This is a genomic window from Pseudomonas sp. A-1 (assembly GCF_004801855.1).
Taxonomy (GTDB): Bacteria; Pseudomonadota; Gammaproteobacteria; order Pseudomonadales; family Pseudomonadaceae; genus Geopseudomonas.
The window spans coordinates 1-19,836 of record NZ_SSTC01000054.1 but is presented as its reverse complement, the minus strand read 5'-3'; the positions used below and the strand labels follow the sequence as shown (position 1 = coordinate 19,836).

Annotated in this window: 16 protein-coding genes and 1 pseudogene; 10 read left to right on the top strand and 7 right to left on the bottom strand. The window is 68.1% G+C overall.

Annotation, left to right across the window (positions count from 1 at the left end):
• Positions 1 to 66: 66 nt before the first annotated feature.
• Both E5198_RS13595 and E5198_RS13590 read right to left on the bottom strand, forming a co-directional pair.
• The gene (locus tag E5198_RS13595) at positions 67 to 897 is read right to left on the bottom strand and encodes an OmpA family protein (protein WP_136490536.1); all 831 of its coding nucleotides are present in this window, start codon (positions 895 to 897) and stop codon (positions 67 to 69) included.
• A gap of 13 nt (positions 898 to 910) precedes the next feature.
• On the bottom strand, positions 911 to 1,720 hold the full coding sequence (locus E5198_RS13590) for a motility protein A (protein ID WP_136490535.1): 810 nt from the start codon (positions 1,718 to 1,720) through the stop codon (positions 911 to 913).
• 298 nt (positions 1,721 to 2,018) lie between these two features.
• Between E5198_RS13590 and E5198_RS13585 the strand changes: the two genes are divergently transcribed.
• From E5198_RS13585 to E5198_RS13565, 5 genes are all read left to right on the top strand, one after another.
• Positions 2,019 to 3,773: an EAL domain-containing protein gene (locus tag E5198_RS13585; RefSeq protein WP_218569060.1), complete on the top strand. Its 1,755-nt coding sequence runs from the start codon at positions 2,019 to 2,021 to the stop codon at positions 3,771 to 3,773.
• 303 nt (positions 3,774 to 4,076) lie between these two features.
• Positions 4,077 to 5,195 (top strand): FliC/FljB family flagellin, encoded by a 1,119-nt coding sequence (locus tag E5198_RS13580; RefSeq protein ID WP_136490533.1) that lies wholly within the window; start codon positions 4,077 to 4,079, stop codon positions 5,193 to 5,195.
• 262 nt (positions 5,196 to 5,457) lie between these two features.
• Positions 5,458 to 6,927 carry a flagellin gene (locus E5198_RS13575; RefSeq protein WP_136490532.1) on the top strand — a complete coding sequence of 490 codons (1,470 nt, stop codon included), beginning with the start codon at positions 5,458 to 5,460 and terminating at the stop codon, positions 6,925 to 6,927.
• A gap of 170 nt (positions 6,928 to 7,097) precedes the next feature.
• Entirely contained in the window at positions 7,098 to 7,466 is a 369-nt protein-coding gene (locus E5198_RS13570; protein WP_136490531.1) for a flagellar protein FlaG, read from the top strand.
• Positions 7,467 to 7,639: 173 nt separating this feature from the next.
• Positions 7,640 to 8,149 (top strand): hypothetical protein, encoded by a 510-nt coding sequence (locus E5198_RS13565; protein WP_136490530.1) that lies wholly within the window; start codon positions 7,640 to 7,642, stop codon positions 8,147 to 8,149.
• Here E5198_RS13565 and E5198_RS13560 read toward each other — a convergent pair.
• From E5198_RS13560 to E5198_RS13550, 3 genes are read right to left on the bottom strand one after another with little or no spacing between them, the layout of a single operon-like run.
• Complete coding sequence (locus E5198_RS13560; RefSeq protein WP_136490529.1) at positions 8,130 to 9,152, bottom strand: two-component system response regulator; 1,023 nt, start codon at positions 9,150 to 9,152, stop codon at positions 8,130 to 8,132. The genes E5198_RS13565 and E5198_RS13560 overlap by 20 nt on opposite strands.
• Positions 9,149 to 11,149, bottom strand: a complete 2,001-nt coding sequence (locus E5198_RS13555) for a PAS domain-containing hybrid sensor histidine kinase/response regulator (RefSeq protein ID WP_136490528.1) — start codon at positions 11,147 to 11,149, stop codon at positions 9,149 to 9,151. The genes E5198_RS13560 and E5198_RS13555 overlap by 4 nt, the downstream gene beginning before the upstream one ends.
• On the bottom strand, positions 11,146 to 12,834 hold the full coding sequence (locus tag E5198_RS13550; protein ID WP_136490527.1) for a PilZ domain-containing protein: 1,689 nt from the start codon (positions 12,832 to 12,834) through the stop codon (positions 11,146 to 11,148). Before E5198_RS13550 ends, E5198_RS13555 begins: the two co-directional genes overlap by 4 nt.
• A gap of 300 nt (positions 12,835 to 13,134) precedes the next feature.
• Between E5198_RS13550 and E5198_RS13545 the strand changes: the two genes are divergently transcribed.
• From E5198_RS13545 to E5198_RS13535, 3 genes are all read left to right on the top strand, one after another.
• Entirely contained in the window at positions 13,135 to 13,581 is a 447-nt protein-coding gene (locus tag E5198_RS13545; protein ID WP_136490526.1) for an Hpt domain-containing protein, read from the top strand.
• Positions 13,582 to 13,591: 10 nt separating this feature from the next.
• Positions 13,592 to 15,703 (top strand): bifunctional diguanylate cyclase/phosphodiesterase, encoded by a 2,112-nt coding sequence (locus E5198_RS13540; RefSeq protein WP_136490525.1) that lies wholly within the window; start codon positions 13,592 to 13,594, stop codon positions 15,701 to 15,703.
• A gap of 106 nt (positions 15,704 to 15,809) precedes the next feature.
• Entirely contained in the window at positions 15,810 to 16,922 is a 1,113-nt protein-coding gene (locus E5198_RS13535; protein WP_136490524.1) for a GGDEF domain-containing protein, read from the top strand.
• A gap of 13 nt (positions 16,923 to 16,935) precedes the next feature.
• Here E5198_RS13535 and E5198_RS13530 read toward each other — a convergent pair whose 3' ends face one another.
• Positions 16,936 to 17,631, bottom strand: coding sequence for an RNA polymerase sigma factor FliA (locus E5198_RS13530; RefSeq protein WP_136490523.1), 696 nt, complete (start codon positions 17,629 to 17,631; stop codon positions 16,936 to 16,938).
• 271 nt (positions 17,632 to 17,902) lie between these two features.
• Here E5198_RS13530 and E5198_RS22360 point away from each other — a divergent pair.
• Both E5198_RS22360 and E5198_RS13525 read left to right on the top strand, forming a co-directional pair.
• Positions 17,903 to 18,229: pseudogene (locus E5198_RS22360) on the top strand (PAS domain-containing protein); the annotation flags it as partial.
• Positions 18,230 to 18,472: 243 nt separating this feature from the next.
• A complete protein-coding gene (locus tag E5198_RS13525; RefSeq protein WP_372239887.1) occupies positions 18,473 to 19,591 on the top strand; it encodes a methyl-accepting chemotaxis protein in 1,119 nt (372 codons plus the stop codon).
• 13 nt (positions 19,592 to 19,604) lie between these two features.
• Here E5198_RS13525 and E5198_RS13520 read toward each other — a convergent pair.
• A partial coding sequence (locus tag E5198_RS13520) for a flagellar protein FlhE (protein ID WP_136490521.1) occupies positions 19,605 to 19,836 on the bottom strand: 232 nt, incomplete at its 5' end.

Below are 19,836 nucleotides of genomic sequence, written 5' to 3'. Positions count from 1 at the left end.
GCACGGGGAAGCCGCCGCGCACCTATGGCGGGCTCACGCACCACAACGGAGCAGCTCAGTGCACCATCATGAACCCGGCGCTTCCATGATCAGCTCGACGCGCCGGTTGCTCGCCCGACCCTCGGCGCTGGCGTTGTCGCCCAGCGGCCGGGTATCGGCGTAGCCGACCGCGCGCAGGCGCCCGCTGGCCACGCCGTTGGCTTCCAGATAGCGCACCACGCCCCCCGCCCGCGCACCGGACAGCTCCCAGTTGGACGGATAGCGGCCGCTGCGCACCGGTACCGAGTCGGTGTGCCCCTCCACCGCGATGCGGTGACTGGTGCTGTTGAGCACCGGCACCAGGCGCTTGAGCACCGAGAGGCCGGCCAGACTGAGATCGGCCTGGCCGGAGCTGAACAGGATCTCGCTGCTGATGCGGAAGCTCACCGTGCTCTCGTTGACCACCACGTCGATGTCGTCGCCCAGCTGGTCCAGCGGCAGGCCCTTGAGCGGATCGACCGGCGCCTTGGACGGCAGGGGCGTCGGCACCTGCAGGGCGGACTGCGGCAGCAGGCCGTCAGTGGCCGGCAGCACGCCCTCATGGGCCGGCCGCAGGTTGCTGGCCGCCTGGCGCAGCCCTTCCAGCGCGCCCTTGCCGGCGAAGGCCAGCATGACCACCAGCAGCACCAGCATCAGGGTCATCATGTCCAGGTAGGTCATCAGCCAGGACTCTTCCTCGGGCTCGGTCGCCAGCGGCTCGCCCTCCCCCATCTTGCGCTTGGCCCGCCCCGCCACCTGGCGCGCGTGCGCCAGCTCGGCCTCCAGCTCGCGCTGGCGCATCAGCAGCGCCTGCCTGGCGGGAATCGCCGTGGTCGTGCCGGCGTCGCTCGCGGCGCCCTCGGCTGCCTGTTCGCTCATCGCTCGGCGCTCCTCAGGCCCGGCCGCCATTGAGGCCGCGTGCCCCGGCGCCGCCATCGTTGATCTCGTCCTGGTACTGGGCCATGAACGACTTCAGCGTCTCGCGCATCAGCCCCGGACTGCGCTTGTTGCACATCATGGAGATGCCCTGCACCACCATGTTCATCACCACCACGCGCTGCTCGGTGCGCCGCTCCAGCTTCACCGCCACCGGCTTGAACACCAGGTTGGCCAGCAGCACGCCGTAGAAGGTGGTGATCAGCGCGATCGCCATCTGCCGGCCGATGGCGGTCATGTCGCCATCGCCGAGCAGGAACATCAGGTTCACCAGGCCGACCAGGGTGCCGACCATGCCGAACGCCGGCGCGAAGCTGGCCATCACCCGGAACAGCTGCGCCTCGGCATGCTCGCGGGCGCGCAGACGGGAAATGCGCCACTGCAGCAGCTCGATGATGTCCTCCTCGGGGGTGTTGTCGACCACCAGCTGCACCCCGGTGCGCAGGAACGGGTTGCGCACGTGCTGCAGCGCCTCCTCCACCTGGCGCAGGTTGCCGGACATCCACAGCCGCGAGATGTTCACCAGCTCCTCCATGTCGTCGCGGGTGTACAGCTTTTCGTTGCGCATCACCGTGGCGAAGAGCCCGAACACCCGCAGCACCTCGCCCAGCGGATAGCTGATGAAGGTCGCCGCCAGCGTGCCCACCAGCACGATGCCCAGGCTCGGCAGGTCGAGGAACAGGGACGGATCCTCGGCGGAAAAGACCAGCACCACCGCCAGCAGCACGACGCTGGAGAGGATGCCGATAAGCGTGGAGGGATTCATGCGGACTCCGTATGCATACCGGGGACGGGACGGCACGCCTCCCGGGCGGGCCTCTGCGCACCTATCGGCAGCCGCGGGCATTTCTGAAGCCCTCGGCGTGCAGCACCGCACAAAACCGCACCCGTCGAGCAGCCCCACCGACAAATCGTCATAAAGTTTTCGCTGCCCGGGCCGTTATTCCGTCGAGGAACCACGCCGCCCCACAGGGACCACGATGATCACCAGCAATCACGGCACTCTCGCAGGCCCCGACCTGGCAGCCGCGCCCGTCGCCCAAAGCTGTCCGCCAGAGGGTCCGGTGCAGTCAACCGCACCGCTCCACACCGACGCCAACATTCTGGTGGTCGATGACAGCCCGGTGAACGTCAAGCTGCTGCTGGCGCTGCTGGAGCACTACGGCTACCGCAACTGCCAGGGCATCAACGACCCGCGCTGGGTCGAGCCCATGCTCGAGGAGCAACTGCCCGACCTGATCCTGCTGGACATCAACATGCCGCACCTGAGCGGGCATGACATCCTCGCCTGGCTCAAGACCCGCTGGGGCGAGCAGGCGCCGCCGGTCATCGTGCTGACCGCGCAGACCAGCCGGGACACCCGCATGCAGGCCCTCGACCTCGGCGCGCGCGACTTCCTCACCAAGCCGTTCGACCAGCAGGAGGTGATGCAGCGCATCCGCAATGCCCTGCAGGTGCACTTCCTGCTCAAGGAGCGCAACGACCGCGCCATCCTCCTGCAGAACCTGGTGGAGGAGCGCACCGCCGCCATCGCCCGCCTGTCCCTCGAGGACCCGGTCACCGCCCTGCCCAACCGCCGCGCCCTGCTCGCCCAGCTGGAAGGCCGCCTGCGGGAGAAGGCACCGGCGGCGCTGTACTTCATCGCCCTGGAAGGCGTGGACGACATCGCCCGCCTGCATGGCTATGCGACCAGCGAGGCCCTCAGCCTGCACCTGCGCGACCGCCTGCTCGAGCACTTCGCCTCCCAGGCCACCGTGGGCGTCTGGAACACCAACAAGTGGCTGATGATCACCCAACAGCCGCTGGCCAGGGGCGAACTGAGCAACCAGGCGCGGGCGATCCTGCACTGCATCGCCCAGCCCTTCAGCATCGACCAGGTCCAGGTCCGCCTCGACGCCCGCATCGGCATCAGCCACACCGCGATGCCCCACCAGTCCGCCGACCACCTGCTGCGCCTGGCCGCCCTCGCCCTGCCGGACACCGCCGCGGAGTGGCGGCTGTACCAGTCGAGCATCGAGGACACCCTGCAGAAGCGCATCCGCCTGCACGAGGCGCTGCGCGTCGCCCTGGACAACCAGGAGTTCTTCCTCGTCTACCAGCCGAAGATCGAACTGCCCAGCGGCCGGGTCGTCGGCGCCGAAGCCCTGCTGCGCTGGGTGCACCCGACCCTGGGCTTCGTCTCCCCGGCCGACTTCATCCCCATGGCCGAGGACAGCGGCGAGATCCTGCGCATCGGCGAATGGGTGATCGAGCACGCCATCCGCCAGCTCGAGGAATGGCTGACCGCCAGGCAGGTCTCCCCCGACTTCCGCCTGGCGGTCAACGTCTCGGTGCAGCAACTGACCCGCCCGGACTTCGCCCGCAACCTGCTCAACCGCCTGCTGCGCAGCCGCCTGCCGGCCGGCGCGCTGGAGGTCGAGGTCACCGAATCGGGACTGATGGAGAACGTCGAGCTGGCCCGTGAACAGCTGCGCCTGCTCGCCCGCCACAGCGTGCCGGTGGCCATCGACGACTTCGGCACCGGCCACTCCTCGCTGGCCTACCTGAAGACCCTGCCGGTCTCGGTACTGAAGATCGACCGCGCCTTCGTCAGCAACATGGACACCGAACCCCAGGACCGCCGCCTGGCCGAGACCGTGATCGACATGGCGCGCAACTTCGGCTGCATCACCGTCGCCGAAGGCGTGGAGAAGCCCGAACAGGCGGAAATGCTCAGGGGCATGGGCTGCGAACTGGCCCAAGGCTACTGGTACTCGCCGCCGCTCAAGGTGGAGCAGTTCGTCGAGTTCTGCGCGGCACGCAAGTTGGAAATGGCCTGAACGCAGGCCGGATCGGCTCCGCGCAAGCTGGCACGCAAGCCGCCAGCCCGCTCAGACGGGCGCCGGCCTGCGGCCTGACCCGACCTGTCGACCGGCGCATGGCCGGCCTGCCGGCAATTCGCAGGATTGAGGCAGATCAAAAAATGCCGATCCACTCACAAAAAATCGTCGTCAGCCCTAAAGCTTCCCCGCTCCCCGTCGATATCTGAGGTAACGGCCAACGGCGCCGTTGTCGCCAGGCGCAGCACGTGCGCAGCGCAGCTCGCCACTGGCACCTAACTTGAGCAAGCAAGGAGTCACTCCATGTCCGTGATCAACACCAACATCACTTCTGTCATCGCGCAGAAGAACCTGACCAGCTCCAAGAGCTCCCTGACCACCGCCATGGAGCGTCTGTCCTCCGGCCTGCGCATCAACAGCGCCAAGGACGACGCCGCCGGCCAGGCGATCTCCAACCGCATGACCGCCCAGGTCAAGGGCCTGGCCCAGGCACAGCGCAACGCCAACGACGGCATCTCCGTCGCCCAGACCGCCGAAGGCGCGCTGAACCAGATCAACGACAACCTGCAGCGCGTTCGCGAACTGAGCGTGCAGGCGCAGAACGACACCAACTCGGCTGACGACAAAGCCTCCATCCAGGCAGAAATCACTCAACGCCTGGGTGAAATCGACCGCGTGTCCCGCGAAACCAACTTCAACGGCGTCAAGGTACTGAGCGCAAATCGCACCTTGGACATCCAGGTTGGCGCCAACGATGGCGAAGTTATTGGCGTCGGGCTTGAGGAAATCACCAGCACCACTCTGGGCTTGGAGGATTTCTCGGTCAGCGGCCTGACCGGCCCCATCACCAAACTGTCCGAGGTTAGCCCGACCAGCGGCGGTACCGTGACAGCCGACGTCACCATCGACACCAGCGGCGCAGGCAACGTTCCCAGCGGTACCTTCACCCTGCACAGCTACAACAATGGCGCCAACTACGCCATCCAAGACAAGGATGGCAACATGTACAAGATCGCTGCAGGCGACATCCAGTCCGATCCGGATGCAGCAGACTTCGGCAAGGTGACCATCACCTTTGCCAACACCGCCGCATGGGATGCCGCCAAAGCCTCCTACGACACCGATGCAACTGCTGGCCTGACAGCCACCGCCAACCCCCTTGCAGCCATCGACTCGGCCTTGAAGAAGGTCGATACCCTTCGTTCCAACCTCGGTGCCGTGCAGAACCGCTTCGAGTCGGCCATCACCAACCTGAGCACCAACGAGACCAACCTGACCTCCGCCCGCTCGCGCATCCAGGATGCCGACTACGCAGTGGAAGTAGCCAACATGACCCGCGCGCAGATCCTGCAGCAGGCCGGCACCTCCGTGCTGTCCCAGGCCAACCAGGTTCCGCAGGGCGTACTGTCCCTGCTGCGCTAAGCGGCTCGCCGGGGTGCGCGACCAGGAAAATCGCGCACCTTCGGCTACAGCAATACGACAGGGCGCCTTCGGGCGCCCTGCTCGTTTCCAGCCCACTGAGCAGCGCCGGCACCGTTTTCCTGGCGAGCGGCAGCCCCTCCGACGCAACCCACACCACTCGTCGCACCACCCCCTGCGAAACTTGACACCCCTCCTCTCAAGTAATCTGTGCATGCGCCGATAAGAACGCCAACCGCATCACACAAACGCACGGAGAGCGCCGATGTCCATCATCAAGACCAACCTCCCCGCCCTTCAGGCACAGAAGGGAACGAAGCAGGCACAGCAGCGCATGGCGACCAGCCTCGAGCGCCTGGCTTCGGGGTTGCGCGTAAACAGCGCCAAGGATGATGCAGCCGGACTGGCCATCGCCAACCGCATGACCGCCAATCTGCGTGCCAACAGCATGCTGAGTCGTGGCGTGAGCGATGGCATCGGGCTGATGCAGGTGGCCGAAGGTGGCCTCGACGGTATCAACGAACTGCTGCAACGCTCTCGCGAGCTGGCGGTGCAGGCGGCCAACGGCACACTGTCCGACAGCGACCGCGCCAACTTGAACGCCGAGTACAAGCAACTGCGCGCGGAAATCGATCGCATCGCCACCGGCACCACCGCCTTCGGCAAGTATCCGCTGGCGCCGGCACCACAAGCGTCTCCGGCGCCCACCCCACCGGTTCTGGGCAACACCCCGTCCATCACCCAGACATTCCCCACCAGCGGTAGCAGTGGCTCCTTTTCGTCCGGCATCGTTTCGACGGCCTACATCCCGGCCGGCGCGACCAACGTGACGCTACAGATCGACTCTCTCGGTCAGGACGACGATATCCAGCTGTTCGCCCGCAACGGAACCCATCTGGTCGGTACCCCCATACTCGGCACCGATACCGACAGGGTCTGGATCGACAACGGCATCACCGATGGGGCGTCGGCACAGGCTTTGCTGCTGACCCCAGAGAACGGCTTCCTGCCCGGCGCCAGCTACGATGCAGCGCAATTGCTGGAGGGCGGCACCAGCCACGATCTGGCGCTGAGCGGCGTGGCGACAGGCACCTACAACGGCATGACTTTCGCCTACAGCGGCGACGGAGACCGCTACGAAAGCGGCGCCGGCTACAATGACGGCCTCAATGGCGGCTCGCGCCTGGAGATCGTCAATATCGACAAGACCACCGAAGACCTGGTGCTCATTGTCGTCGGCAGCGGCGCTTTCAGCGCCACAGCTACCTGGGACAGCATGCCCTCCCCCACGCCTCCGGCACCGACCAGTCCGCCAGCGCAGTCACCGACCAGCAGCGATACCGATATCGTCCTCGGCGCAACCTTCGGCAGCGCGCCGGATAAAGTCACCATCAAGGCAACTCCTGCCGACAGCGCATCGCTTGGCCTTTCCGATGTCGAACTCGACCCGTTCGAGAAAGCACGCGAGGCCATGAAGAAGCTGCAGGAAGCGCTGAACCAGGTAGACGGTTATCGTGGTCAGTATGGCGCTCTGACCAACCGCTTCGAGGGCGCCATTGCCAACCTCGCGCAGCAAGGCATCAGCACCGCCGCCGCCCGCAGCCGCATCCTGGATGCCGACTACGCCGTGGAAATCGCCAACATGACGCGCGCGCAGATTCTCCAGCAGGGGGGCACCTCAGTCCTGTCGCAGGCCAACCAGATCCCGCAGGGCGTGCTGTCGCTGCTGCGCTGACCGCCGCCTGCCGGGCGCACGCGACACGACAGCAGATTTCGCCATGCAGGATACGCACCCCGCTGAAGGCATAGCCACATACCTGCCTCAAGATTCCCCAACAGCCTGCCGATAGAGGGCAGAAATCTTCATTCAAACCCGCGCCCAGCGCCGCTCGGAGTGGAGCCACCATGACAACACCGCCCTCTCTCGACGTCATCCAGCTGTTCCCCTTTCCCGCCGAGCAGGCTGCGGCGGCCGTGCCTCCCGCCAGCGAGTCGCCGAGCACTGTCGCCAGCGCACAGCGCAACGAGTCATCGACCAAGGAGTCCGCCCAGGGAAGCGCAGCACAGCTGGCGGCCAGCCTGCAGCAACTGAACGCCGGGCTGCAGAGCTACGGCATCGAGTTCGAGTTCAGCGAGCCCGGCAATCATCTGGTCACCCGGGTGGTGGATCGCGAAAGCGGCGAGCTGATCCGCCAGATTCCCAGCGAGGAAGTCCTGCGCATGACGCAGCGCATGGAGAGCCTGACCGGCCTGCTCCTTCAGGAAAAAGCCTGATCCGCGTCGAGCCAGATCAGCGCACTTCGGCAACCGTGCGCGCATCTCAGTCCAGAGATGACAGGGGCATATTCGTCTCCCCTAAAGTTCCGCCACCCTTCTGACGATAACCTTTTGACGCTGCAGGAATTCGCCTGCACGTACCGCTCCCTTCCCCTGTTTCGAGCCCCATCATGGAACTGCGCGCCACCACGGAAATCGCCATCGTCCTTTTCGCCGCCATCGTCGCCGGCAGCCTGCTGACCCTGCTGCTCGCCGGCTGGATCGGTCGCCGATGGGCCGAGCGGGTACGCCGCGAACAGGACCGCGGGCTGGAACTGCAGGCGCGCAAGGCGGCGCTGCTGCTGGACAAGGAACTCGAGGCCACCTCGGCGCTGGTGGCGCTGCTGCGCCAGTTCCTGCCGACCTTCCATTTCCCCGGCATGGCGTGGGAGGCGGCATGCAACGAGATCGCCTACGACTTCGCCAAGATCGACACCGCGCTCGGCGAATACCTGGCCCGCCATGGCGCGGTGCTGCCGCTGGAGGTGATGGCGCTGCTCGGCGAAGCCATCGGCCTGACCCGCGAGCATCGCTTCAAGATCACCAGCGAAGTGCCGCCGGCCGCCAGCAAGGCCGCCGCCACGTTGTACGACAAGCTGTGGAAGGCCGAGGCGGAGATGCTCAGGCTGATGCGCAGCTGACCTCGCGCTCCTTCCACAACTCCCTGACCTCCAGCACCTGCGGCAGGCAGCGGTCGATGAACAGCTCCACCAGCCGCGGCTCGAAGTGGCGGCCTGCCTCGCTGCGGATCAGCGTCACCGCCTCCTCCACGCTCCACGCCTTCTTGTACGGACGCTCGCTGGTCAGCGCGTCGAACACGTCGGCGATCGCCACGATGCGCGCCTCCAGCGGAATCGCCTCGCCGCGCAGACCATGGGGATAGCCGCTGCCGTCCCACTTCTCGTGATGGCAGAGGGCGATGTTGTGCGCCATCCTGAGCAGCCCACCGGGGTGTTCGCCGATAATCTTCGCGCCGATGCGCGAGTGCTCGCGCATCACGCTCCACTCATCCGCATCCAGCTTGCCGGGCTTGCGCAGGATGGCATCGGGGATGCCTATCTTGCCCACGTCATGCATCGGCGCGGCGTGCAGCAGGTCCTCGGCCTCGGCCTCGCCGAGACCGGCGGCCAGCGCCAGCAGGCGCGAGTAGTGGCTCATGCGGATCACGTGCAGGCCGGTCTCGTTGTCCTTGTACTCGGCGGCCATGCCCAGGCGCTGGACGATCTGCAGGCGGGTCTCGCGCAGCTCGTCGACGCGTACCAGTGACAGGTGGGTGCGGATCCGTGCCTTGACGATCAGCGGGCTGACCGGCTTGGTGATGTAGTCCACCGCGCCGGCCTCGAAGCCCTCGGCCTCGTCGTCGGTATCGGTCAGGGCGGTGACGAAGATCACCGGGATCGCGCGGGTCGCCGGATCGCGCTTGAGCGCCCGGCACACCTGGTAGCCGGTCATGCCCGGCATCATCACGTCGAGCAGGATCAGGTCGGGCTGCTCGCGGCCGGCCAGCTCGATGGCCTTGTCGCCGTCGCGGGCGAACAGCAGGCGGTAGCTGTCCTGCAGGATATGCCGCAGGACCTGCAGGTTGCTCGGCTCGTCATCGACGAGGAGGAGTTTCTGGCGTCGTTCGGCGATGTCGGTGGTCATGCTGGCTGGCCCTCGGGCAATGTCTCCAGCCGGCTCCGCAGCACTTCCAGCAGCTGCAGGGCCCGGTCGAATTCGAATTCGTCTACTGCACCCACCAGGGCGGCCAGGCTGGCCGAGCTCCCCTGCGGGTCGAGCCTGGCGAGCAGCTGGCGCAACGCCAGGTCGTCCAGTTCGCCGCGGCGCCAGACGCGCGTCAGGCGCTCGAGCAGCACCGGCACCTCGACCAGCGGACAACTGGCAGACGTGCAGGCCGTCGCCCGGCAGCTGTCTGCCAGCGGACATGCGGCAACGGCCATGGACGCAGCACCCGGCTCCACGCCGGCCTGGGCGGGGGCAATCCCGGTGACGCGGACGATCTCGTCCAGCAGCCGCTCCAGTTCCACCGGCTTGGCGGCGAAACCGTCCATGCCTGCCTCGCGGGCGGCCAGGCGGTCGCTCTCCAGCACGCTGGCGGTCAGCGCGATCAGCGGGGTGCGCGGCAGGCCATGGGCCTGCTCGTGGGCGCGCCACTGGCGGCTGGCGGCAAGGCCGTCGACGCCGGGCATCTGCACGTCCATCAGCACCAGGTCGAAGCGCCCGCCGGCCAGCGCCGCCAGGGCCTGCGCGCCGTCGCGGGCGGTGCCGATGCGATGGCCGAGGCGGCCCAGGCCGAGCGCCAGCAGCTCGACGTTCTGCTCCACGTCGTCGACCACCAGGATGTGCAGCGGCGGCAGGTGCGGCAGGCTCGGCACCGCCTGGCGCGGCAGCGCCTGCACGGCGGGCAGCGGCAGGGTGATGCGGAAGGTGCTGCCCTCACCGGGCCGGCTGTGCACCTCGATGCGGCCGCCCATCAGCTCCACCAGCTGGCGGGCGATGGTGGTGCCGAGGCCGGTGCCGCCGAAGCGGCGGCTCATCGAGGCGTCAGCCTGGGCGAACGGCTCGAAGATCTTCTGCAGGCGGTCGGCCGCGATGCCGATACCGGTATCGCGCACGGCCAGGCACACCTGCTCGCCCTCGGCCTGCACATGCAGGCTCACCTCGCCCTGCGGGGTGAACTTGATCGCGTTGCCGAGCAGGTTCAGCAGCACCTGCTGGATGCGCAGCGGATCGCCGCGGAAGCCCTCGCCCAGCTCCGCAGCGTAGTGCAGCGACAGCCTCAGGCCCTTGGCCGTCGCATTGGGGCGCAGCAGGGCGCAGATCCGCTCGACCAGCTCGCGCAGCGAGAAGTCGACCGCCTCCAGCTCGACCACCCCGCGTTCGAGCTTGGCGGTATCGAGGATGTCGTTGAGCAGGGCCAGCAGGGAGCGGGCCGAGTGCTGCACGGTCTGCAGGTGCCGGCGCTGCGTGTCGTCCAGCCGGCTGCCGAGCAGCAGCTCGGTGAAGCCGATGATGGCGTTCATCGGCGTGCGGATCTCGTGGCTCATGTTGGCCAGGAAGGCGCTCCTGGCGGCCGCCGCCCGCTCGGCGCGCTCCTTGGCTTCGAGCAGCTCCGCCTCCATCTCGCGGTGGAAGCTGATGTCGCTGGCGAACTTGACCACCTTGCCCGGCCCGCCAGCGGGCGGAAAGATCGGGTGGTAGGAGGCCTGGACCCACAGCTCGCGACCGTCGAGGGCCAGCCGGCGGTATTCGCCGGTTTCGTGCTCGCCACGCCGCAGGCGCTCCCACAGCTCCTGATAGTCCTGGCTGTGCGCCACTCCCGGCGGGCAGAAGATGCTGTGCGGCTGCCCGCGGATCTCCTCCAGGCGGCAGCCGAACAGATCGAGAAAGTTCTGGTTGGCGGTGAGTATGCGGCCCTGCAGGTCGAACTCGATCACCGCCATGACCCGGTGGATGGCCGCCATCTGGCTGACCGGGTCGCTGGCATGAGCCGGGGCGGCGAACGCGCCCTCCATGTCGCGCCCCGCCAGGTTCCGACGCCCGATACGCAACCCGTCCAGCAACACGGCCAGAGCCCCCAGCGCCAGGATGCCCAGCACCATGAGAATCAGTGGGTCGCCCGGCCAGGCACCGGCCATCATTCGAGCTCTGGCAGCACGATACTCTCGATCGGCCCCAGCCCGCTCAGCTCGGCATCACTGAGCAGCGGCCCGCTGCCCCGCGGATCGAGCGCCGGGCTGGCCGTCAGCTGCACCTGGCCCACCTGCCCCTCGCGATCCAGGCGGCGCACCCAGGCCAGCTGGCCGCTGCCGAAGCGCACCAGGCTACCGACCGGGATCAGCCCGAAATGGCGGATGTAGCGCTGGCTCCACTGCGGGTCGAACTGGCCGGTGCTGGCGAGCAGGTGACGATAGATGGCGTCGATCGGCTGGGGCGGGCGATCGGCACGCGGACGGCTCATGGCGTCGACCACATCGATCACCGTGGCCATGCGCGCCAGCTCGCCCAGACGCTCGGCCGGAGCCGCCTGCGGGTAGCCGCTGCCATCGAGGCGCTCGTTGATCGCTCCCACCACGGCATCCAGCACCGGTCCGGCCAGCCACTTGCAGCTGTCCAGACGCTCGCGCAGCAGGCCCACATGGCTGCCGAAGGCCAGGCGCTGGCCGGCATCCAGATGCCTGGCCAGGCGCAGTTCGACCGGCAGCAGCGCCTTGCCCAGGTCATGCACCAGGGCGGCGGCGACGATCGCCTTGGTCGCCTGACGCGGCAGGTTGCGCGCCTGAGCCATGTCCGCCATACGCACCGCCAGGGCAATGCCGTGCTGCACCAGCAGCGGCTCGCCGGGCTGGTGCAGCACGGCGAACAGCAGGGAATCGCGGTCGGTCGCCAGCAGCTCGAGCAGCAGATCGCTGTGGCGCGACAGCTGCCTGGAGTCGACCGCCGCACCGTGGCGCAGCTTGATCAGTTGGGTGTCCAGATAGGCCGCCACCCGCCCCAGGCGTCGGCCGATGCTGCTGCCTGGCAGCGGGTTGCCGCCTGCCGGCAGCGCCTGCGTCAGCGGCGCGCGCTGGATGAACAGGGCCGAGGGCTGCAGGGCCCGGTTGCCGTTATGGCTGGCGCGGGCCTTCTCCCGTTCGATCTCGCGCACGTACAACCACAGGCGCCGTTCCTGGTCGCCGCTGATGCCGAGGAACTGGCAGCCGAAACGCATGCTCTGCCAGTCCATCTCGCCGTGCATGTGACAGACCCGCGCGGGCACTTCGAGACGCTGGCCACCGGGAAAGCTGAGCACCAGCCGGTCGAGCACCTGCGGCCCCTCGAGGCGCACCGCCTCCCTGGCCGGCAGCTCGACCAGGCAGCCGCCCAGCGACAGGTTGACCAGGCGGCCGCGCAGGACCTGCTCGCCGCCATGAAGGTGCAGCTCGACCACCACCAGCATGTCGCTGTGCAGTTCGGCACGATAGGAACTGCGCCGGTGCAGCAGGTCCAGCCACTGCGGATAGGCGCACAGGAACTGCACGCGCCCCGCTGCCTCGTGCCGCCCCAGCACGCTCAGGCTGGGGGTGCGCAGCATGGCGCCGTCGACCTGGCCGCACAGATGGAAGGGGTCGTTGCGCTCGATCCGCCCGGCCAGCTCCGGAGTGGCGCTGATGTCGATCACCAGCCCTTCCTCCGGATCCAGCTCCATCAGCACCACCGGATGTGGCTGTCCCGGCTGGGCCGCGAACAGCAGTGCGGCGCCACCCGGCTGACAGAGTCCTTCAAGCAGGGACAGACACTCACCGGGGTGTTCGATCCGGGTGGGCGTGTCGATTTGCTCTTCCATCACAAGGCCTCTACTGGTCAACGGCGCAATACTTCCCAACCGCTCTGTATCGGCCCACCGGCAGGATTTCTTTAGGGACTTCGCGGAAAGGCCCGCGCCCTCGCTGCCGCGACGGCAGGTGCCGGGATTCCCGCGCGGATGGAAACGACGACTCTTGCCGGAGCCCTCCCAGGCACCTGCAGGGGATCTGCTCGGCGGCGTCGCCTCGCAGGTGGTTCAAGTTCGCTTGCAAACGACCGATAATATGTGAAGAAGATCACATATCAGGCTGCATCAGCCAGCTCGCCAGGCCGACGTTGAATGAAAGACACCACCCTCGCCAGCATCAGCCACACGCTCCGTGCGCTGCCCGACGACCAGCCGCTGCTGGACGACAGCCTGCTCGACAGCCTCGACGCGATTCTGGGCGAGGAGCTGCAGGAGGTGGTCGCCCTGTTCTGCGGCAAGCTGCCCGGCATGGTCGACCCCCTGCTGCACAGCCTGCGCAGCGGCGATCATGAGACGATCCGCCACCAGGCGCACAGCCTCAAGGGCAGCGCCGGCAGCATCGGCGCCCTGGCGCTGACGGACCTGGCGCGGCGGATCGAGTGGCAGGCCCGCCAACACCAGGCGATCCCGGCCGCCGACGCTCCTTCCCTCGCGGCGTTGGCTGCCGCCACGCGCTCGGCACTGGCCGAGCGCTACCTGGCGCAGCCCCTGCCAGCAGCGGGAGAGCCCGCTCGCCCTTCTTCCCTCGACACGGAGTGACGCGCAACGCATGACTACGCTGGAAACCATCCTCATCGTCGACGACGACAGCATGACACGGCGACTGATCCAGTCGATCCTCGGCCGCCAGGGCTTCCGCACCCTGGAGGCCGCCGACGGACAGGAGGGCGTCGAAGCGTTCCAGCGGGAAAAACCCGACCTGGTCCTGATGGACGTGATGATGCCGCGGCTCGACGGCTTCGCCGCCTGCCGCGCCCTGCGCCAGCTCGAAGCGGAACAGGGCACGCCGATTATCATGCTCACCGCCGCGGACGCGGGCGTCGATGTCGAGCACGCCTTCGAGGCCGGCGCCAGCGACTTCATCAGCAAGCCGATCAGCTGGCCGCTGCTGATCGCCCGGATACGCCACGCACTGCGCGCCCGTCGCACCAATCGCGAGCTGCTGCGCACCCGTCTGCGCCAGGAACATGCGCAGAAGATCGCCCGCATGGGCTTCTGGGCCTGGGATGCCGAGGACGACAGCCTGGAGTGGTCGGCGGACCTGACCGAGCTGACCGGGCTGGACGGCGGGCAGCTCGGCAACCGCCAGGCCCTGCTCGCCTGCACTCACCCGGATGACCGCAAGCGCCTGGCCCTGGCGCTGGAGGTGGCCCGGGATGCGCGCGGACGGCTCGACCAGGAGATCCGCCTGCTGGCCCCGGAGAACTCGGTGCGAGTGGTGCACCTGGTAGCTGCGCACCACCCCTCCCCAGGAAGCCCCGAGCTGTTCGAGGGTGCCTTCCAGGATCTCACCCAGGTACGCGAGACCGAACAGCTGGTCCAGCACCTGGCCCTGCACGACAGCCTCACCGGCCTGCCCAACCGCAAGCTGTTCCTGCGCCAGCTCGAGGCCGCCATCGAGCGCGCCCGCCAGCAGGGCCATGGCGTGACCATGGTGCTGTTCGACATCAATCGCCTGAGCCGCATCAACGACGCCCTGGGGATGCAGGCCGGCGACCAACTGCTGGCGCGCATCGCCAACAGCCTGCGCCAGGTGCTGCCACTGGAAACCAGCATCGCCCGGCTGGACGGCGACGAGTTCGCCCTGCTCGTGCAGCACAACGACCTGAACCGGGTGCGCCTCAAGACCGAGGCGGTCCTCAAGCGCACCGGCCAGCCGATCACCATCGGCGAGGAAACCCTGTTCGTCTCGATGACCGCCGGCATCGCCCTGTTCCCCGAACATGCCGGCAGCGCCGAGGAAATGATCCAGGCCGCCAAGGATGCCCGCCAGCATGCCCGCCTGCAGGGCAAGCCGATGGCCATCGCCAGACCGGTAAGCGCCAACAAGGCCGTCGAGCTGAAGCTGGAGTTCGCCCTGCGCGCGGCCCTGGAGGACCACTTCGCGCAGTTCCATCTGGTCTACCAGCCGCAGCTGCGCCTGAACGACAACCGCATCGTCGGTGTCGAAGCACTGGTGCGCTGGACTCATCCCGAACTCGGCCCGGTGGCGCCCCCGCGCTTCATCCCGATCCTGGAGGAGCTGGGGCTGATCAGCCTGCTGGGCGAGTGGATCCTGCGCACCGCCTGCCGGCAGCTGCGCCGCTGGCAGGACGCCGGCATCCGCCTGCAGATGAGCATCAACCTGTCGCCGCGCCAGTTCCAGGACAGCAACCTGTCGGCCATCCTCGAACAGTGCGTGGACGAGGCCGGCATCCGTCCTCGCGACCTCAAGCTGGAGATCACCGAGAGCACCGCCATGCAGGATCCGCAGGCTACCGTCGAGCAGCTGCGCCAGTGGCGCGAGCGCGGCTTCCAGATCGCCATCGACGACTTCGGCATCGGCTACTCCTCGCTGGAGTATCTGCTGCGCTTCCCGCTGGACGCGATCAAGGTCGACCGCGCCTTCATCAAGGACATCGTCGAGTCGCCCAGCGACCGGGCGATCGTCCGCGCAGTCACCGTCATGGCGCAGAGCATGGGCCTGACCACCATCGCCGAGGGCATCGAAACCCAGCGCCAGCAGGACTACCTGGATGCCATCGGCATCAGCCAGATCCAGGGCTATCTGGTCGGCAAGCCGATGCCCGCCGAGGAACTGCAACGCTTCTACCTCGAACGCCTGACGGACCGGGAGCAGGCTGCGCCCGCCCATCCGCCGCTCGGCAGGGCCGCCCCATGAAACAGCCCGCCGCCCAATCCGTCACCAGGCCGGCCGATTGCCGGCGCGCCCCCCGGCATAGGGAGCCGCCCGCTCGCACCCGATCCTTGTCAGCCGAGGTAAGCGCATGAATCCGACGCACTACAGCCCGGCGCAGCGGATGCACATCAATGACCTGGAAATCGCCCGGCGCAAGGAACTGTTCGGCTTCACCGCCAGGGACGCCGAACTGCTGGCCGCCTGCCGCCCCTGCATCGCCGCGCGGACCGACGAGCTGGTGGGGCGCTTCTTCCGCCTGCAGACCGAGATCGCGGAGGTCGCCGAGATCATCGGCGATGCCGACACCCTCAGGCGCCTGCGCGGCGAACTGAGCCGCTACGTCAGCGACCTGTTCTCCGGCGACTACGGCGCGGCGTACGTCAACGACCGCCTGCACATCGGCATGATCCACAAGCGCCTGGCGATCGAGCCCAAGCACTTTCTGGCGGCGATGCACCTGCTCAAGCATCTGCTGCTCGAGGTCCTCGATACCCACCTGGGCGCCGGCCCCCTGCGCGAGGCCACCCGCCAGGCGCTGGACAAGCTGCTCCACTTCGACACCGGCCTGGTCTTCGACACCTACATCCACAGCCTGCTGGCCGAGGTCGAGGCAGCCAGGAACGAGGCCATTCGCCACGCGCTGTCGCTGGAGGAGCAGATCGCCGAGCGCACCCGCGAGCTGGAGGAACTGTCCCGCCAGGACTCGCTGACCGGCCTGTACAACCAGCGGTTCCTCATGGAGAGCCTGGGCAACGAGCTGCCACGCGCGCAGCGCGCGGGCAAGCCGCTGTCGCTGCTGTACTTCGACGTCGACAACTTCAAGCAGATCAACGACAGTGCCGGCCACCTGGCCGGCGATGCGGTCCTGTGCACCATCGGCACGATCCTGCTCGAGGAAAGCCGCACCTACGACATCTGCTGCCGTTACGGTGGCGACGAATTCTGCGTGGTGCTGCCCGACTGCACCGTGCAGGGCGCCAGCCGCTTCGCCGAGCGGCTGCTGCGACGGCTGGCAGACAGCACCCATGCGCCCCACCTGAGCATCGGCATCGTGCAGAACGGCCCGGAGCACTGGCTGGACGCCCTGGAGCTGATCCACCGAGCCGATCAGCTGATGTATGCGGCCAAGCGCAGCGGCGGCGGCATCCTGCTCGGCGATGCGCTGACCGCCGAGGCAGCCAGCCCGACGCCCCGCGGCTGAGCCGTAGCGCGGCTCAGGCCGCCAGCGCGGCCCTCAGGCGGGCCACGGCCTGGCTGTGCAGCTGGCAGACCCGCGACTCGCTGACACCGAGCACCGCGCCGATTTCCTTGAGGTTGAGGTCTTCCTGGTAATAGAGGGTGAGCAGCAGCTTCTCCCGCTCGGGCAGGCGCTCGATCGCCTTGACCAGATCCGCGCGGCGGCGCCCCTCGAGCAATTCGGCCAGGGGCGTGGCATGCGCCCCCGCCGAGAGGCTGTCGCCCTCTTCTTCCGACAGCTCGTCGAGAGCGACCAGCTGACTGCCGTTGGCGTCCATCAGCAGGTGGTGGAACTCCTCGAGACTGACATCGAGGGCGGCGGCGATCTCGCGATCCTCGGGCGGGCGACCGAGCTGCTGCTCGAGGCGGCGAATGGTCTCGTCGAGCAGCCGCGCATTGCGCCGCACGCTGCGCGGCACCCAGTCGCGGCTGCGCAGCTCGTCGAGCATCGCACCGCGGATGCGCTGGCTGGCGAAGGTGGCGAAGCTGGCGCCCTGGCCGGCATCGAAGCGATTCACCGCATCGAGCAGACCGATCATCCCGGCCTGGATCAGGTCGTCCAGCTCGACGCTGGCCGGCAGGCGCACCTGCAGGCTGAGCGCCTGCCGGCGCACCAGCGGCAGATGCTCGTCGAAGAGGTCACGCTGCCTGATCTTGCCTTGTGCGTTGTACATCCGTCTGCCTCTGCGCCAGTCCGAGCGATTCGGCCGGTGGTCCGCACCGCGCGGCGGACGACTGCCGATGACGTGCCGGCGCTCCCCACGAGCGGCTCCGACAATCCACGTTCCATTGTTACCGCAGCGCGGGCCGGGCCAATCGCGGAATAGTCGATCTCCAGCGCGACTATTCCACGATTTGCCGGCGACAGAAAATTGACCTGCGTCAGCGCCAGCAATGTGACACACATCACATAATCGAGCTGTGTCAGCCACCGTGATCGAGTACATGAACATCCGCACTTCCAGCTCCCGCGAATACACCCTCAGCCCGGACGACTTCCTGATTTCGAGGACCGATCTGACCGGCAAGATCACCTACGCCAACCCGGCGTTCATCGAAGTCAGCGGGTTTGCCTGGGACGAGCTGCATGGCGCCCCGCACAACATCGTCAGGCACCCGGACATGCCACGCGAGGCATTCGACAACCTGTGGTCGACGGTCAAGGCCGGCCGCGCCTGGAACGGGCTGGTGAAGAACCGCCGCAAGAACGGCGAGTTCTACTGGGTACAGGCGCACGTCACCCCCTATTTCGAGGCAGGCCAGCTGGTCGGCTATGCCTCGGTGCGCACCCGCGCCGAGCCGCAGGCCATCGCCCTGGCCAACCGCGTGTACGAGGCGCTCGCCAGCGGCCGCGCACACGGCTACCGGCTGGTCGACGGCGAGCTGCGCCGCAGCGGCCTGGCCGGTCTGCTCGGGCGGATCAATCCGGCCTCCCTGGGCTTCGGCAGCGCGGCGACCAGCGCTCTGGTAGCCGTGCTGCTGCCGGCCTGCTACTGGCTGGGGCGGAGCAGCGGCATGGCGGATGTCCCCGTGCCGGGCCTCGACCTGGCGCTGCTCGCCGGCGGCACCGCACTGCCCTGCCTGCTCGGCCGGCGCACGGTGCGCGCCAGCCTGGCGCCGCTGGAGGCAGCCAAGCGCTTCAACTCGCAGATCGCCGCCGGCAACCTCAGCGCCTGCCTGCCCGATCTCGGCCGCGGCGAGCTGGCCCAGCTGGGGCCGCTGATGGACATCATGCGCAAGAGCCTGTCGAGCATCGCCCTCGACGTGAACCGCAGCATGCACAGCGTCGCCGAGGACGCGGCGAACATCGCCCAGAGCAACCACGCCCTGGCTGCGCGCACCGAGGAGCAGGCCGCCTCGCTGCAGGAGACCGCGGCGAGCATGGAGCAGATCACCGCCACCGTGGAGCAGAACGCCGGCAACGCCCGCCACGCCAACCAGCTCGCCGAGCAGGCCTCCGGCTCGGTGCGCGAGAGCGGCGAGGTGATGCACCGGATGGTCAGCAAGATGGAGTCGATCGCCGCCACTTCGCGGCAGATGAGCGAGATCATCGCGCTGATCGACGCCATCGCCTTCCAGACCAACATCCTCGCCCTGAACGCCTCGGTGGAGGCGGCGCGAGCCGGCGAGCAGGGCCGCGGCTTCGCCGTGGTGGCCAGCGAGGTGCGTCTGCTGGCCGGCCGCACGGCCGCGGCGGCCAAGGAGATCCATGAGCTGATCGCCAATTCGAGCCAGGAGATCGACGATGGCGTCGGCCTGGTCAGGGCCAGCGAGCAGGCGATCGACGAGGTCATCGAGTCGGTGACCCGAGTCAGCGACATCATGGCGGAGATTTCCAGCGCCTCGGCCGAGCAGAGCGCGGGGATTGCACAGATCGGTCAGGCCATCGTCCAGCTCGACGGCGTGACCCAGAAGAACGCCGGCATGGTCCAGCACGCCCGGCATGTGTCGCACGACCTCAACGAGCAGGTGCGCGGGCTGGCGCAGGCGATCTCCATCCTGCAGATCGGCCAGCGCGAACGCCTGCAGCCGGATGCCGCCCCGCCCGCCAGGGCGCCGGCGGCCGTCGGCAATCCGCCGCGACCGCAACGCCAGCGTGCGGTGGAAGCCGAGGAGGCCTGGGAAGCCTTCTGAGCCGACGCCGGGCTCAGCGGTACTCCACCAGCAGCTGCAGGTCGCTGACCCGCTGCGGCCGGGCACCCTCGTCGAGACGGAAGCACAGCTGCAGCGGCTGGCCGGCGTCGAGTCCGCTCAGGGCGCGGCTGCGGCCGCGGCTGCCGGGCAGCGCCAGGCACTGCTGCGGGTGACACAGCCAGGCGCGCAGCGGCGCGCCGGCCGCCACACCGAACTGCCAGCCCAGGCTGGCCAGGCGCCGCCCG